The 16,014-nt window shown below is 33.6% G+C and carries 14 protein-coding genes and 1 other annotated feature; of the genes, 3 read left to right on the plus strand and 11 right to left on the minus strand.

Annotation, left to right across the window (positions count from 1 at the left end; translation table 11 throughout):
- Positions 1–270: 270 nt before the first annotated feature.
- The 7 genes from MKY77_RS18090 to MKY77_RS18120 all read right to left on the minus strand — a co-directional run bounded on the left by MKY77_RS18090 (position 271) and on the right by MKY77_RS18120 (position 7,779).
- Entirely contained in the window at positions 271–1,044 is a 774-nt protein-coding gene (locus tag MKY77_RS18090) for a class I SAM-dependent methyltransferase (RefSeq protein ID WP_339147164.1), read from the minus strand.
- Between the two features lie 344 nt (positions 1,045–1,388).
- Positions 1,389–1,922, minus strand: coding sequence for a DUF1572 family protein (locus MKY77_RS18095; protein WP_339147165.1), 534 nt, complete (start codon positions 1,920–1,922; stop codon positions 1,389–1,391).
- A 103-nt stretch (positions 1,923–2,025) separates the two neighbouring features.
- Positions 2,026–2,352, minus strand: coding sequence for a hypothetical protein (locus MKY77_RS18100; RefSeq protein ID WP_339147166.1), 327 nt, complete (start codon positions 2,350–2,352; stop codon positions 2,026–2,028).
- 307 nt (positions 2,353–2,659) lie between these two features.
- Positions 2,660–3,112, minus strand: coding sequence for a DUF5662 family protein (locus MKY77_RS18105; protein ID WP_339147167.1), 453 nt, complete (start codon positions 3,110–3,112; stop codon positions 2,660–2,662).
- A 373-nt stretch (positions 3,113–3,485) separates the two neighbouring features.
- The gene (locus tag MKY77_RS18110) at positions 3,486–4,742 is read right to left on the minus strand and encodes an MFS transporter (RefSeq protein ID WP_339149858.1); all 1,257 of its coding nucleotides are present in this window, start codon (positions 4,740–4,742) and stop codon (positions 3,486–3,488) included.
- Positions 4,743–4,807: 65 nt separating this feature from the next.
- Positions 4,808–5,064: a binding site (T-box leader), on the minus strand.
- Positions 5,065–5,693: 629 nt separating this feature from the next.
- Positions 5,694–6,956 (minus strand): MFS transporter, encoded by a 1,263-nt coding sequence (locus MKY77_RS18115; RefSeq protein ID WP_339147168.1) that lies wholly within the window; start codon positions 6,954–6,956, stop codon positions 5,694–5,696.
- 49 nt (positions 6,957–7,005) lie between these two features.
- The gene (locus tag MKY77_RS18120; protein ID WP_339147169.1) at positions 7,006–7,779 is read right to left on the minus strand and encodes a DeoR/GlpR family DNA-binding transcription regulator; all 774 of its coding nucleotides are present in this window, start codon (positions 7,777–7,779) and stop codon (positions 7,006–7,008) included.
- A gap of 431 nt (positions 7,780–8,210) precedes the next feature.
- On the opposite strand from MKY77_RS18120, the gene MKY77_RS18125 reads away from it, so the two are divergent.
- The 3 genes from MKY77_RS18125 to MKY77_RS18135 are packed head-to-tail and all read left to right on the plus strand — an operon-like array spanning position 8,211 to position 11,665.
- Positions 8,211–9,299 carry a tyrosine-type recombinase/integrase gene (locus tag MKY77_RS18125; protein ID WP_339146269.1) on the plus strand — a complete coding sequence of 363 codons (1,089 nt, stop codon included), beginning with the start codon at positions 8,211–8,213 and terminating at the stop codon, positions 9,297–9,299.
- A complete protein-coding gene (locus tag MKY77_RS18130) occupies positions 9,283–11,256 on the plus strand; it encodes a tyrosine-type recombinase/integrase (RefSeq protein ID WP_339146267.1) in 1,974 nt (657 codons plus the stop codon). Before MKY77_RS18125 ends, MKY77_RS18130 begins: the two co-directional genes overlap by 17 nt.
- A 22-nt stretch (positions 11,257–11,278) precedes the next feature.
- A complete protein-coding gene (locus tag MKY77_RS18135; protein WP_339146265.1) occupies positions 11,279–11,665 on the plus strand; it encodes a DUF6262 family protein in 387 nt (128 codons plus the stop codon).
- Positions 11,666–12,156: 491 nt separating this feature from the next.
- Here MKY77_RS18135 and MKY77_RS18140 read toward each other — a convergent pair whose 3' ends face one another.
- Genes MKY77_RS18140 through MKY77_RS18155 form a run of 4 tightly spaced genes read right to left on the minus strand, consistent with a single transcriptional unit; the run spans position 12,157 to position 15,617 of the window.
- Positions 12,157–12,993: a tyrosine-type recombinase/integrase gene (locus MKY77_RS18140; RefSeq protein ID WP_339149859.1), complete on the minus strand. Its 837-nt coding sequence runs from the start codon at positions 12,991–12,993 to the stop codon at positions 12,157–12,159.
- 14 nt (positions 12,994–13,007) lie between these two features.
- Positions 13,008–13,889: a site-specific tyrosine recombinase/integron integrase gene (xerA, locus tag MKY77_RS18145; RefSeq protein ID WP_339147170.1), complete on the minus strand. Its 882-nt coding sequence runs from the start codon at positions 13,887–13,889 to the stop codon at positions 13,008–13,010.
- A 12-nt stretch (positions 13,890–13,901) separates the two neighbouring features.
- On the minus strand, positions 13,902–14,732 hold the full coding sequence (locus tag MKY77_RS18150; protein ID WP_339147171.1) for a tyrosine-type recombinase/integrase: 831 nt from the start codon (positions 14,730–14,732) through the stop codon (positions 13,902–13,904).
- Positions 14,733–14,738: 6 nt separating this feature from the next.
- On the minus strand, positions 14,739–15,617 hold the full coding sequence (locus MKY77_RS18155; RefSeq protein WP_339147172.1) for a tyrosine-type recombinase/integrase: 879 nt from the start codon (positions 15,615–15,617) through the stop codon (positions 14,739–14,741).
- Between the last annotated feature and the right edge of the window lie 397 nt (positions 15,618–16,014).

Genomic DNA, 16,014 nt, shown 5'->3' on the forward strand with positions numbered 1-16,014 from the left:
TTTTAGATGATTTCAGCATCTTTTACTCAGTCAAATCAAAAAGCTTAGCAATAACATCAGAGCTACCTGGTGAAAATAGAATAATAGATAACCCAATCAACATAACACCCATAAAAGCTAACATAAAAACCTTTACCTTTCTGATAGAACCTAGTTTAATTGCCTGCGAACATGCTCTAAAAAGAAGAATAACCCCAATAAAAAGAATTACAAAATATTATAAACCCATTAGATCACCTCATTAATTTTTCAATCGGTTGAGGAAACTTTTTAAACTACTAAAAAGAAGTGACCACAATCGTATTCATCTAATTTCAAAATTTGTTTATAGTTTTCAAACCAAATTCCATTCTCCAGATCAAATCTTAATTTTTCCAGACATTTCATTGCATCTTCCCCTTTAGCAAGTGGAGAAGTTCCGCGCTGAAAATCATTGTCTAAATATCGTTCAGGACTTCTCCAGCCTGTAAAGAAAAACTGATCAACCAAATCATATGGGAGTGGATAAGGAACAACAGTAACAGGACGTTCAATCTGCTCCTTAAGCAATTGAGAGAATTCCTTCATTGGTGGATGAATCCTATACGCATTTTCTAAAACTGGTTCAAAGTAATCAAACAACCAACAATCTTCTTCACATAATCTAGGGTCTAGAGTGAATATGACGATCTTTCCATTCTCCTTTAAAACTCTCCTCATTTCTTGAAAACAAAGGGACAAATCTTGAAAATGATGAGATGCTAGAGTGCAAATAATCCCATCTATAGAAGCACTTTTTAACGGTATTCTCTCTGCAACTCCCTCTTTCCAATGGATATTTCTATGCTGTTTGCATTGGCTTCTCATAATTTCAGAGGGCTCAAGAGCAATGACATTATAGCCTACATCAGCAAGTTCATAGCTGTAATTGCCAGTTCCAGCACCAATATCCAATATGGTTGCAGAATGTTCTAAGTTGAGTTGTTGCAAGATAAACTGAGTGATGCGGGAATCTGCTTTTCTGGTAGTGTTATATGTCTTTCCTATTTTATTATAAAGGGGCATGCTTTTCACTTCTCTTTCATCAGTATTGGTCGGCGGTAGCTCCTAATAAAGCTGTCCGTTTATGATTTTAAACGTATCAATACCAAGAAAAGTTTAACTTTATTTGAATTCTTTGGTTTAATATAAAAACTATGAAACTTTATTGTTAGTATATGCCAAGTTCCTGTCGTAAAGAGTATAGCAAGGGATTAATAAAATTCTATTTAATTCTAAATTGGTCCTTCCCACAACCTAAAAAAGAGCTCTAATCACTAATTGATTAAAGTGCCCGTCTGCAGAAGAACCAACCAATACATAATCAAATCTCCCTTTCATAGTAGAGAAGGGAGATTTATTGTTAAGATTTATTCTTTTGATGAATGCATTAGATTAAATTCTTTGGAACCGTTTTTAGGAATGCTCAAAATAGTCCAATCTTTATCCTTTATTTGTTTTCCAATAAATAAAATTTGTCCTAAATGATAACTTATGTGAGCTATTTCCGTTTGAATTGCTTGTAGTACACTCATTGGTTGTTTCCTTAAAGTTACAGTTTGATGTAATTGTTTTGCCTCGAGATTTTCCAGGGTATCAAATAGTAAGTTCCATCCATCTTCCCAATTTCGCATAAGGGTTTCCCTCGTCTCACCTCGATCAAAAAATTCCATATCCCTTTCCCTATACTGCTTTTCTCCATCAGTAATTAAAAAATCCCGCCATCGAGAGTTCATATTACCAATAATATGCTGAATAATAATTGCAATATTATTAGATTCTGCATTGGGCTTCCAATGAATATCCTCATCGGACAATTGAATTAATGCCTTTTCTGCTCGCGATTTGAATTGTTTAAACTGCTGTATCACAATTGAAAGGTATTCCTTTTCGAAGTTATTCAAAGTCTGTCCTCCTCATTTTATGAGTTCTATTCTAAATGCTATTAAACATTTCTCCCATAACCTTCTATTTGTATTAAGGATACTACTATATTGAAATCTCTCTTTAGTTAATAAGCGATATTGGGTAAAATATCCAAAAATCATCTATAAATACTACAGCTACAAATCCCACTATAATTCCCAGTCCAAGACATGTTGTAAAATGAATTTTACTTCGTATAATATTAACGGTATAGCCCAGAGCCAAAGCTAGTAACACAAAGGTAAAACCTATAGTTATCTGGCCAATGCTAAATCCCGCAAGAACACTAAAGATGTAAATTCCTAATGCTGCAACCCAATAAAATTGAGGTTTCCCTTTAGCGGCTAAAATTGTTGTTGCAATGGATATTGTAAAAGCCGAGAATGCAATCACTGAATATATTAGCATCCTTTTCTCTCTCCTTTCTCATTCAATTTCTTAATATAATTTTTATTGGATAATGGCGAATTAACAATGTATGTTTCTTTAACTTCCAATATATATTATATTAAACGTCCAGATTAAAATTTCCTTCTTTTTCCTACATTCTAAGTACTCTTACGAAACCCGAGTTGCCTCGGTTAGAATGAAAAATAGCGCTGATTCTTGTTAAAGGAAAGCGCCCGATAGTGGAAGGTCATTTCTATTAATTGAAATAAAATCATTAGTTGGTTTAATGAACTTAGTATGTACAATTCATCTTGTTTCTTTGGCACTATCTATTATTTGTATTTCTAATAATATCCTCTAGTTCTTTTTTTGTATCAGGGTGTAAAACAATCTTATTGGTAAGATCTAAAATAGAATTTTTAACCTTTCTCCCCCAGTTCCTTGAAAACGACCGCCAATCACATACCATTTCTAGGAGATATTTTCTGGGGATAGGCAAAGCCTGTTTATTATTCGGATCAACAACCCAATATTCCCAATGATGCTTATTTTTATGTTGATGGTGCAGCCAGGCATATCTCCATTTCAATTCATCATCAGCACTTTTTTCTCCATTGTAAAAAAACTTCTTAGCATACGGTAAAAACTCATTTGGTGAAAATTTTGACCAATCATGAATAATGCCTTCTATGTATAATCCTTCTTTCCAGCATTCAATAAGCACGTTTAGTTTATGGTCAAGGATATAAAGGAAATACTTCCAACAAGCCTTTAACATAAAAAGCCTCCTATCTATCCAATAATTGTTGATTTGTATTTTATTTGAATATCAATTGCTTCTGGGTTAGTCCATAAAAGAAAAGAAATTTAAAATGGCAACCTGATTTTCAATTCTTGCGCTCGATTGAAGAAGATACCATTTTCTCGCTTATTGTCAGTATTTCAATGAGGTTTATTTATGTAAGACACTTGAAGTATAGGTAGATATTGAAAGTAAGGGTAACTTTGGGTCTATAGTGAAACAGAAAGTAATCCACTTCAAACTGAATAGGGATGAACTAGTATAAGTAAGATCGAACTGGTGGAAAACTTCTTCGTCCGACCTCCAAAAAGCTCTATCTCCTATCCTATGGAAACGAGGCTCTCTCATGTCATAATACAGTTTCAGAAGCTTGATTCAGTTTTTCTTCAGAATAAAAACTTGCTTTAGAGGGCTGAATATTAAAGATAAATAATATAATCGTTACTCCAAACATAATTAAGGTTCCTAATATGACAACAAACTGAATAGATATCAATTCCGCAATAATTCCAAAAATTACTGTTCCAATAATGGTGAAAAAAGCTCCGATGAAACTATAAATACTACCAACCCGTCCCATTACCTCGACAGGAACATTATTTTGATAAAAGGTGTAAATTCCTGTGTTAATAAAAGCCATTGAAAATGATAGAATGAAAAAGCCAATTGCTGCTACCAAAAATCCACCCGAAAAAGCATAAATCATATAACCGCTTGATACCATCAAGGATCCAAGACCAATCAGCCAAGAGGTAGCTACTTTTTTTACAATAATTATGTTTACTAAAGAGCCTGCAACTATTCCAGCACCAGCAACGCTTACCAGGAATCCATAATCTCCCTCTGATAAAGAAAGCACTTCAATAGCAAATGCTGCTTCCAGTGAATCTATAACCGTTGCTAAAACCATGACCGCACTAAATAGTAAATAAATGACCATTATATAGATGTGTTTACGACTAAAATCAACAACTAATTTCCAATCTTTTTTCAAAACCTTTAAGCTGAGTTTTTCGTCTTTAGTTTCTATAAAATCATTTTTTTCTATATTAGGCATGGACATTGTGATTAGTGCTGCTAAAAAAAGGGCTACTGCATTAACATATATCGCAAAATTAGGGGTGCCACTCATAAATATGATACCCGCAATAGCAGGCCCGGTAACAAACGCTCCAGAATCAATAAAACTTACGAGGGAATTAAATCGTTTTCTTTTATCTTGAGGAATTAACTTAGTTATGTAAGTCATTGTTGTAGGACCAGCAATGGAACTAGCTATACCTATTAAAAATACAAGACCGTATATTGTCCAAATAGATGAAAATAAGGGCAATAAAGCAATAAACACTGCCTGGAATATATTAAGCCACAATAAAAGATGCTTTTTATTTATTCGATCAATCAGACTACCCGACCAAATGTTAGTAAATAAAGTAGATAAAGCTCTAATTATATATAGACCTGAGACAGCAAGTACCCCCATCTTATCAAGAACAATTAAGTTTAGTGCTAAAAAATACACCCATTCCCCAATACTTGAAATACCAATAATAGTCAATAAAATTGCAGGATATCTCCACGACTTTAAAATCATTTTTGTACGCATTTTCATTTTCACTCCTTTTTGAATTTAAATTTGGACAATAAAAAAACTCACCCCCAAGACATTGTCTTGAGGACGAGTTATTGCGTGTCGCGGTGCCACCCCAGTTTGATAATATGTTACCATATTACCCTCATTAGATACTGTATTAACATCATACAAATACCCTAGCTCTATAACAGGAGCTCCTGTCACACTATCACCTAGATGGATCCAATGTGCTGCTCAGAGGCTTGCTTCAGTAAATAAATCCTTACTCCTTTTCACCAAACGGAGCTCTCTGTGAATGATTACCTTTACCTACTCTTCTCTTCATCGCCTTTAATATTATTTAACATTATCCAATATTCGGTTAATTTTGTAAATAGGTAATTTACAATTAATTGAATATTCAATTATATGGCCCTTAAAATACAAAATGAGCACCGATTCTTCTTCAAGAATGGCGCCCTTTAACAGAAGACTAAATTTCAAGATAATCTTAAAAGACTTTAATAATAGTCTTCCATTATTGACCCATTTAGTTGTAAAAGAAAACTTATAACTGCTTAATTAACTTTATGTCAGCATAATTATCAGCAACGTGTTCTTTGTCTCCGTATATCCGATTAATTGCATTTAGTCCAAGTTTAGACCAAAATCTAAGAGTTCATTGAGAATAATTTCAAGGATGTGGGAGACTAAAAGACTCACAATCCAAGAAAACTCCCATATTCATCAGCTCTATTACCAAGTTATTATTCAACTAGTGCACCCTTTAACGAAATAATAACCAAATTATTATTTACTCCAACTTGGAATGATTTCACCAAAATATGTACCAATTTTCTTAACTTTATTCATTACACAATTTATGCCTACTCTGAAAAAAACCAGTATTCCTTTGTTATTCAAAATACAAAGAGTACACGCATCAACTTTCGGAAATTTTAGAGTAGCTAAACACTTTACTTTTTATTTCATTTTAACTATTGACGAAAAGCTTGTTACTATACCTAGTGAAAATAAATAAATGACGTTTAATAAAAAGATATAACTACCATCTATATGTTCTATAGCCCATCCTGCTAAAATGAAGGAAATTGGAACAATTAATTTTAAAGCCATTGAAGTAGTTCCTGCAACTCTCCCTAGCAACTCATTCGGTGTTTCCTCTTGTCTTATTGTTTTATAATGAATTACCAATTGGGACACACTAAATTCGGCTAATAACATTCCAAACGCCAGCATTATCCAGGTATTCGAAATGAAATAAATAAAACTACTTATACACATAATGAAAATAAAAGCAATGAATAAAATTCCTCGATTAAAATATTTTATAGATTTCTTTACAAATAAAGCACCTAAAAGACCACCTAGAGCTCCTGAAGAGAAAATTAAAGCCAACTCAGAAATACTTATCTTTATATTATCTAAGGCATAAAAGATAAAAATGGCACTAGTCATAGAACTAGCAAGATTAATACTTAATACTATTAAACTGGCCAATTTTATAGTTCTATTTGATAATATCGCGATCCACCCTTCTTTAATATCGGATAATATATTTTTTTTCGCTTTAATATTCTTTTGGGTTTCTGAATTTAAGTTTGAAGGTATACTAACATTTATGACAAAACAAAAAAGTATAGATAATCCGAACAAAGTTATAATTAAGCTATAATTAGCTCCTAATTTAAGAAATATTAAACTTGCAAGAGTCGGACCAATTATATTAATAAGTGTACTCATAAAAGTTTTGGCCGAATTTGCTTGTGTAAGCTGTGATTTTTCAACTATCAGTGGTAAAATCGCATGTGAAGTATTGCCAAATGTGTACTTACTTAAATATAAAGCAAAGCCCAGAATGTAAAGAACCCAAAGATTCACAAGTGAATAAATTATTAAAAGCATCAATACAGAAATGACTACCATTTGTATGAAAATGGTTGAAATCATTAATTTTTTTCTATTAACTCTGTCGACTAAAACACCTATGAACATACCTAAAAGTATAGTCGGTAAAATTTCTACTGCTCTCATTGTACTCATTGCTAAAGAAGAGTTTGTTAGAGTATAAATGTATATAGGTAGCATAAAAGTGTACACATTAAAAGTTAAATTCCCTACGTTGGAGCCTATATACAAAAAAATAAATTCTTTGTTAGACCAAATAGATTTTGTATTGGTTTTAACATATACCTGTGATTTATGTTTCTCTACATTTGTTTTCATGATCCCCCACCCACATTACCCCTCAGTTCTAAAATACTGTTGAATAAACCTAATTATTTTCATTTTTTGAAACGAGTACTTCTACTCCTTGTGCTTTAATCATATCGATATTTTCTTTTGTTGTTTCTTCATCGGTTATTATTACATTTATCCCCTTTACAGGATACATACCAGAAAACATATCCATACCGAATTTGTAATGCTCTATTAATGCGATAATCCTCCTTGAATTTTTATAAACAGTTTTATGAAAAACTGAAACTTCTGGAGTAGCTGTACTTAATCCTTTTGATGATAATGCACCAGCAGTGGCAAAACATAAATCCACCGTAAATTGTTGAGCAGATTCATTTGCTAGAGCGTCTGTGATATTACCTGAACTTTTAACCTCTCCACCTATCAAATAAGTTCTTACATTCTCTAAATCCCTTAAGAAAAAAGCGATTACAACAGAGTTTGTAATTACAGTAAATGGAACATCATTTGGTAGGTATTTAAGCAAAACATAATGAATGGCAGCTCCACCAATAAACACTGTTTGATTTTCTTTAATATAAGAAGCTGCTAATTTTGCAATAGCATTTTGATATATACTACCTTCTCCATATCTTTTTGAAGGAGGTTGAGCCATATTTCTAACATTAGGAATAGGTATTGCTCCACCATGAGTTCTCTTTAAAAGTCTTTGCTCTTCCATAATCGATAAATCCCGCCTAATTGAATCAATTGACATATTGAATCTATCCGATAAGTCTTTTGCTAACACACGACCTTTTTGTTCTAATAACTTTAAAATTTCTTGCCTTCTTTCTTCAGAAAACATATAAACACCTCTTTATCACAGTATTTTAGTGGTACTATATTCCATATTATTTCACGTTTGTTCCGCTTTGTAAATATTAATTTAGTTTTTTTTGCTTGTTTTTTCTCGTTTATTCATTTTTATTACTTTTTCAATTAAAAAAACCCCTTTCAGGGGCTTTAAATTTCCTTATTTACAAACCAGTTTAAGTGAGGATTTTTACAATTTAAACTTCAATTATTATTTTAACGGAATATGTGAAAACGATCTTCAACAATCTGGCCCTTATATGTAGTATACCAGGGCGTAGTAATTAACGTTAATAACGTTAATTACTACGCCCTTTTTGTTTCTTTATTTACAACATATATATAGTAGATAAATATAGTAAACATAGTTTTCATAGAAAGAGAAACAAAAATACATCACTATTGTTTTTGGAGGTGATGTTAATGAAAGTGCAAGAGGTTTTAATTAATGACAGAAAAAGATATTTGCTTATTGATGGAGATAACAAACCTGTCGGTCCAGTTTTAAGGTTTCTTAAATATCTAGATAACATTGGAAAGGCCGAAAATACCTTAAAGTCATACTGTCATTATTTAAAGTTTTACTTTCAATTTTTAAACGAAAAAGAAAAAGAGTACAAGGAAGTGGATCTTAACCTTCTGGCGGAGTATGTATCTTGGCTAAGAAGTCCTAATCAATCTACTAAAGTAATTCAATTTCAACAAACAAAAGCAAGGAGATCTGAGCGAACAGTTAATACTATGGTGACTTGCGTTCAGAGTTTCTACGATTATTTAATGCGAATTGAAGATTATGAAAAAGATCTATCAGAAAAAACAAAGAAGCAAGTGATTGGGAATTACCGATCGTTCAAACCCTTTCTACATCATATATCAAAGGGGAAGCCACTTGATAAAAACATTTTAAAAATTAAAGAACCTCGGAGAGAGGTTTTAACACTTACAAAAGATCAGGTTCAATCTATTCATGATGCGTGTAGCAATATTCGAGATGCTTTATTGGTTCGAATTTTGTATGAAGGCGGTCTTAGAATTGGAGAGGCATTATCTTTATGGATCGAGGACTTTGATATTGGCTCTACCTCCATTCAAGTACGAGAATCTAAAACTGTAAACGGCAAAGGAAGAAGAGTATATGTATCTGGCGATACAATGAATGTTTTTCAAGATTACCTAATTGATTATCATGACGCGGATACCAATCATGTATTTATAAATCTAACTGGTCCTAATAAGGGAGAACCATTAAATTATCAAGCAGCTTTCGATGTAATTAAACGTATAAGAAAGAAAACCCAGATTGATATTACCCCCCATATGTTAAGGCATACTTATGCCACTGAGCTTCATGAACAAGGGGTAGAAATATCGATAATCCAAAAGTTGTTGGGTCATTCGAACGTTCAAACAACAATTAAGACTTATGTTCATCCCACCGATGTCACTATACGAAAAGAGTGGCAGAAAGCACATGACAAGATGAAAGGTGACAAGAATGATTTTATTAAATAAAGCAACTGAACAACAAGCTAGAGCTGTAAGATATGAGCAAATTTTACAAGAGTTAAGTGGGTATTGGGAAAACGAAGAATGGGATGCATTAGATTGTCCCCTTTACAAAAAAGAAATAATAATAAAAAGCCCAATAATTAAATTTGAGGAAACATTGAATCCAAGAATTAGAAATGAATTTAAATATTATTTCTTCAGTCGGTTGACTAATTTAGAAATAAATATGGCAACAGTATGGAGTAATTCTACTGCATTTAATAAATTGCAAGATTTTATTTTCAGATTCTATTCTGATATTGGTTCTATTCTAGACATCCCTTACGGGAAATTTTCAATTCACTATAAAACCTATCTTTTTGAACATGGGAAAAGCGACTTAACAGTAAAAGGCTACCTCCAGTTATACAACCGAATTTATTCATTTTTCTTTGACTGGTATGATCAACGGAAGGAAACAGAGAAAGATATTTGGGATGTTCGAAAACTAGGTATTGACTATAATAACAGTAATTGCGGGTACACTTTAAATTTCACTTCTGTACCAAGACCTTTTCAAAACTTGGCAAAAAGATATATCGAAAAACGTGTTCTAATACAAGAAAGTTTAAGCTGGGGTTCTGGCATACAAACCATGGCAAAGCTGCAAGAATTCTTTAAATATATTTATAAAAAGTATCCAAACTGGCAAGACTTAACCTCATTAAGTAGGAGAGATATCGAGGAATTTATGCATTATTTGCGAACCTCTCCAATGGGTGGAGATAGCGTTCACAAAGGTCAACCCCCTACTGAGAATCACATCCATCGCTCATTATCTGTACTAGAAACGTTTATTGTATATATTCAAAGATATGAATGGGATGAAGCTCCCAAAAAGCCTGTAGGAATCCTAATTGTACCTGAAGATAAACCTAGACTACCTCCAAAGGCATCTAACGAAATTAAATACATATCTGATTTTGTTTGGAATCAGATCATTGATCACATGGGAAAACTGCCGCAGGAGATTATTCCGGTTGTAATATTGTTAGAGACATCAGGCTTTAGAATTTCAGATGTGTGTTCTTTGAAAGTAGATTGCTTGATTCAAAGAGAAGATGGTTGGTGGATTACCGGAGATCAGCGTAAAGTAAAGGGGAAAAATCATCGGGTCCCAATTTCGGAAGAAATAGCTAAGGTTGTGCTTTCCCAACAAAAATTAACAAGGGAAAAATCGACTTCAGAAACAAATCCATTAAATTATTTATTTCCAACCTATCATGGTACAAGAAAAGGACAGCCCATTTCGCGTGACAATGTAGTAAATAATTTAAATAAACTAGCTATTGAAAATAATATAATGGATGAAAACGGAGATATCTATCGATGTAAAGCACATGCATTTAGACATCGTTATGGAGTAAACCTTATTAATAACGGTATGAACATTTTACATGTACAAAAGCTGATGGCTCATGTGAGCCCTGAAATGACACTGGTATACGCCCAGATTCATGATACAACCCTTCGAAAAGAATGGGAAAAAGCCACAAGTAATGGGGCTGTAAGATTAAATCCAGGTGGCAAAATTATCGCTACTAGTATAGAAAAACAAGCAGACGAAAATGGATTAGAGTTAGAATGGCTCCGCCACAATTTGGATTCCATTCGATTAGATCACGGTTTGTGTATTAAAAGCCCCAAAAATAATTGTGACTTTTTGGAACAAACTTTAGAACCACCATGTATAAAAAACAATTGCCGCAGTTTCCATGTAGATCTGACGTTTCTAGATTTCTATAACGACCAAATTCTTAAAATGGAATCTGATATTGAGATATATCAAAAATCAGGTAGAAATAGATCAATTGAAATTATTCAGCCAAAATTGAAAAAGTATAAAGAAATTAGAGATGGAATAATAAAAAATGGTGGGATTTATGGACTTCCTAAAACAAGAAGAGAATTGAGAAACTGAATATAGAAAGAGATGAAATACAATGGCAAATATAAACCCAAATACTCAACCACTTCTTCGAAGTATCGAAGAAAAACAGCAAAAAGCAAAGCAAAAGGTTGAAAGTACCATTAAAGAAATGATTAAACATAAAGAAAAGATAAATTTTAATTCTGTATCAGCAAAATCAGGGGTATCAAAACCATTTTTATATAAACACAGCGATATCAGGTCGAGAATTGAAACATTAAGAAAACAAGAAGAAAAATTAGATTCACCGAATCAAGTAAAACGAAACATGACAGACCATTCTAAAGATGTGATAATTGCATCACTTCGAAAGAAAATGATGCATCTCGAAGAAGAAAATAAGAAATTGAAGGAACAATTAAAGGTCGATTGGGCCGCAATTTATAAGGAAATCAATTAAAATAAACCATATCTTTATTAACATGTAAACATAGAATGAGGTTCGATCGAACCTCATTTTTTACCATGATACTATATATAAGGGCCAGATTGTTGAATAAGCGTGACTAGATAATTTGATGTAAATAGTTGCTTTCTCAAATAGAATTTTAAGGCTAAAAACTCACTTTATAAGATACATAAGAAACCAATGTTCTATACCCAAATCTGGTTTGAAATCAAAAAAAGCCTATTATCTGCACCCTGCAGGTAGTAGGCTTTTAAAATAAAGAACTTTTCTAATAAGTAATCGGATATCCACCATTATTTAAGATCAGTTTATTTACTCCCTCTTTTATCCAAAATAAGCGTTAATACTTCAAATAAGCGTTAACCTCTTTTAACGTTAATTATGATATAATAAAAAAAACGACCAATCCCTTATATACCAAGGGATTGAACGTTTTCTAGGCGCAATTTTATAAGCGTTAAATTGTATTATACGCATACTACTTACATCCATTCATCGTACATATCTTTTCGTGCTTGATGATAAAGCCGTGTATATAAATGGGTTTGATGAGGACTATTATGCCCTAGCAGTGTTTGAATGGCCATAAAGGGCATCCCTCTTCTTGCTAAATGTGCTGCGAATGTATGACGTAACGTATGTGGAGAAACATGTCTTCCCAGCTTTTTGGAATAACTATCAAATCTGGATTGAATGGTACGAGGGCACATCTCACCTGTTCTCGAATAGTTTACAAAGACAAATGGAAGCTCATCCTCACGTACATCTAAATAGGCTTTTAAATGTTCTCCGGCCTCTCTTGTAAATAAGACGATTCTTTCTTTTTTACGTTTCCCTTTAGGAATGGTAATCATGCGATCTGGCCAATAAATTTCTTCCTTTTTCATTGAAACTAACTCCTTTAATCGTACACCCGTTGCATAAAATATCTCAATAACTGCCCTTTCCTCTATTCGTCCCTTCAAGATTGTTCGTAACAGCGCTAATTCACTCATTTGTAAGTAATGTGGCAATGTATCATTTACTTCTGGATAAGGTATGGATTCAACTGGATTCTTGGAAAGGATTCCTTCTTCCACACAGAACTTGAAAAATAACTTAATGCCAGCTAGTTTTGTTTTTAAGGTGACCGGTTTATATCCACGTGCATCTAAAAAAGACATCCACCTTCTAATATCACTAGACATGACTTCCTCAAGTGGTTTATTACCATATTCGATGAGTTGATTAACCGCTAGCAGATAACAATATAAGGTGGTTTCTTCCAATCGAAACATATACTCATCTCTAAACTGCGTCAAACATGTTTGGAGTGTCATCAAGGAAGCCCCTCCTATCCCATATATTTTCGATATAGTACCATGATTTCTCTTTTCGGAAGACGAGCGTAGATTTGGGTGGTCCTAATATCCCGATGACCTAGTTCATCTCCAATAAATGACAACTCTGCTCCTTTGGCTAATAATTCTGTAGCAAATGTATGGCGCAAACGATGTGGGTTCAAACTGGAGGACAAGCCCGCATCCTCTCCTATCTTCCTGATAATATCTTGGATAGTTCGAACACTTAAACGTTTTCCTTTCCAAGAAATAAAAAGGCTATTCGGGAACGTAGGTCTAACAGAGAAATACCGTTCCAATAGATAGGCACATTTTTCGGTAAAATGAACATAGCGAATTTTCTTCCCTTTCCCCACTACACGTGCTGTACGGTTTTCTAAATCTACATCCTCTTTATTTAACTCACTAACTTCACTTACTCGACATCCCGTCGTAAGCATAAATTCAACTAACACCTGATTTCTTAGGGACATTAACTCACTTTGGCTTCGCATTTTGGCAATTTCCCCCTTTTCTAGATACTTGGGGATGGATTGAGGAAGGCGAGGAAACCATCTACTCTTAACAGGAGATACTTCCACCAACTCTTCTGCTACACAAAAGTTATAAAAGGAAGAAAGGATACTTAATCGTAGTCTTAGTGTTGCCTGACTTTGATGTGCTTCATTATGTTGGAACCATTCAAGGATTGTATGGGAGGATAACAACGTATATGGCTCCTTCATTTCTCCAAAAAATCTTTCTAGAAAAAAGCGATAGACCTTAATCGTGTTTTTACTTCTGTTTAATATTTTTAAACTCATTAAAAACTCTCCTACGATTTCTTGATTGACTTTTATGGGTAATGTTTTCGTTAATTCCCAGTAATTACTCATTCTTTCACCTCTTTAATTGTAAAGATCATATTGTTTTTTTCGTGCATGTTCCATCAGTCTTGTATAAATGCGGGTACTATTAATATCAACATGGCCTAGAAGTTCCTGAATGTAACTTTGTGGCATATTCTTCTCCGCTAAATGGGCAGCAAAGGTATGACGCAAGGTATGTGGGGTGATTTTAAAACCAAGTGTTTGGGAGAAGCTACGAAAGTTTTTTTGAATATATTCCCGGTGTAGCGGCATCCCTCTTCGATTACAAAATAAATACTCGCTATAAACTTCCCGCTTGTCGAGATACCCCTTTAGCCGTTCTGCACAATCATGGGTAAAAAGGACAAAACGTTCTTTATTTCCTTTTCCTTTATGTATCCATATTTGGCGCGTATCCCATTTTATTTCTTTTAGTTTGATGTGTAATAGCTCACTAACCCTCACTCCTGTGGCATATAGGGTTTCAATAATGGGACGGAATTGATAATCCCCCTTTGTTAATTCTTGAAGTTGTGCAATTTGGCGCTTACTTAGATAGTATGGTAGAGAATCATCTTTTTTAAGGGCTTTTACAGTTAACGTAGGGGGGTTTTTCAAGATATTCTCTTCTATACAATACTGGTAAAAGGATTTTAAGCCTGCTAGCTTAATATGAATAGTATTTTTACTCAGACCTTCTTCCACCATGGAAGCAAGCCATGCCCTTATATCTGTCGCTTTCACTTCATCGTAATTTTTCCTGCAAAATGAAAAGAATTGATGGAGGGAAAGTTTATAACTTCTTAATGTCTCCGCTCTATAGCGAGAGCGGTTATCTTCCAAAAACGATTGGATTACATCTGTTTTCATAATTCACTACCCCATTTTATTGTGATAAGCGGAAATAATATCTTCCGATAAAATACGTGCATAAATACGTGTCGTATTCAAGTTTACATGTCCCAATTCATCCGCTATTAATTCAAGGGTTGCTCCCCTTGCTAACATGTTCGTTGCAAACGTATGACGACAACAATGCGGATGTAACGTTTTTGGTAGTCCAGCCTTAGTACCAATTTTTCTAGTAATGGAATAAATAGTGTAGGTGGTTAAAGGTTGACCTGAATGAGATATAAATAGCGGTTCCTCTTTCTTATAGGGTCTGGAGTGAAGATATTCGTTCAGGGCGATGGAACATTCCTCAGAATAATGTACATTTCGAATTCTCTTTCCTTTCCCTGTTACCTCTGCTGTTCTTTTTTCTAGATTGACGTCTTGGATTAATAGGGTAGAAACTTCTGAACTCCTGCAACCAGACGAAAATAAAAATAGAATTAACGCACGATCACGAGGAGCCAAATTCTCCGCCACAATTTTCACCTTAGAGTATTCCATTTCATTTAAATACTTGGGCAAGGACTGTGGAATTTTAGGTCTCCATCTTTTTTTAATTACTACATTTTCTAGGTACTCTTCAGCTAGACAAAATTGAAAAAATGAAGTCAGTGCGGATAAGTAAGCGTCTACTGTCCGTTCCTTTTTTCCCTGAGTAAACTGTTTCAAATGCTTTCTCACTTCTTCAGCTGTTAATAGTTTTAAAGGAACTGTACACTCTGCGAAAAATCGTTCTAAAAACCAACGATAATTTCTGATAGTCTTTTCTGATTTGTTGGCCAGTTTTAAACCTAGCAAATATTCATTCATAATCGTCCTCGTTGATTCTTCCTTAATCTCACTCTTCCAATACTCTCTCATCAATGAACCTCCTTCTCTATCAAGTGCTTACGTATGATAATCTTTAACTAATAATCTCTTTTTTATACGCTGAATCCATGCAGACCTTGGCTTGGAAATTAAACACTAATCATATCTCCATGTCGATTAAGATAAAAAATATATAGGCTATTTAATAAATTTCGTCCGAAAATGAAAAATGAGCGCTAATCCTTTTTTGAGGATAGCGCTCTTTAATTGAATGTTGAATACTGTTCTTATTATTCATCTCTATATCTAAAAAATGATCATTCTGTTTTATTACCAAGTTTTAAAAAGGTAACTTGGAGGCTGTTCGCATACTTAAAACATTAAGAGATTTGAACAACAAACCTGGCAACTAGTTAGCCCAGTATGTTAGCTGAAAAAAATCGGCGTC

Source organism: Sutcliffiella sp. FSL R7-0096, from assembly GCF_038595065.1.
GTDB lineage: Bacteria > Bacillota > Bacilli > Bacillales > Bacillaceae_I > Sutcliffiella_A.

Bases quoted from the DNA above. Each gene is read 5' to 3' on its own strand.
- MKY77_RS18105 (WP_339147167.1), bottom strand. From the start codon at position 3,112: ATGTTAAAGGCTTGTTGGAAGTATTTCCTTTATATCCTTGACCATAAA.
- xerA (WP_339147170.1), bottom strand. From the start codon at position 13,889: ATGAGTAATTACTGGGAATTAACGAAAACATTACCCATAAAAGTCAAT.
- MKY77_RS18140 (WP_339149859.1), bottom strand. From the start codon at position 12,993: ATGACACTCCAAACATGTTTGACGCAGTTTAGAGATGAGTATATGTTT.
- MKY77_RS18115 (WP_339147168.1), bottom strand. From the start codon at position 6,956: ATGAAAACAAATGTAGAGAAACATAAATCACAGGTATATGTTAAAACC.
- MKY77_RS18090 (WP_339147164.1), bottom strand. From the start codon at position 1,044: ATGCCCCTTTATAATAAAATAGGAAAGACATATAACACTACCAGAAAA.
- MKY77_RS18120 (WP_339147169.1), bottom strand. From the start codon at position 7,779: ATGTTTTCTGAAGAAAGAAGGCAAGAAATTTTAAAGTTATTAGAACAA.
- MKY77_RS18125 (WP_339146269.1), top strand. From the start codon at position 8,211: ATGAAAGTGCAAGAGGTTTTAATTAATGACAGAAAAAGATATTTGCTT.
- MKY77_RS18110 (WP_339149858.1), bottom strand. From the start codon at position 4,742: ATGCGTACAAAAATGATTTTAAAGTCGTGGAGATATCCTGCAATTTTA.
- MKY77_RS18150 (WP_339147171.1), bottom strand. From the start codon at position 14,732: ATGAAAACAGATGTAATCCAATCGTTTTTGGAAGATAACCGCTCTCGC.
- MKY77_RS18135 (WP_339146265.1), top strand. From the start codon at position 11,279: ATGGCAAATATAAACCCAAATACTCAACCACTTCTTCGAAGTATCGAA.
- MKY77_RS18100 (WP_339147166.1), bottom strand. From the start codon at position 2,352: ATGCTAATATATTCAGTGATTGCATTCTCGGCTTTTACAATATCCATT.
- MKY77_RS18155 (WP_339147172.1), bottom strand. From the start codon at position 15,617: ATGAGAGAGTATTGGAAGAGTGAGATTAAGGAAGAATCAACGAGGACG.
- MKY77_RS18130 (WP_339146267.1), top strand. From the start codon at position 9,283: ATGATTTTATTAAATAAAGCAACTGAACAACAAGCTAGAGCTGTAAGA.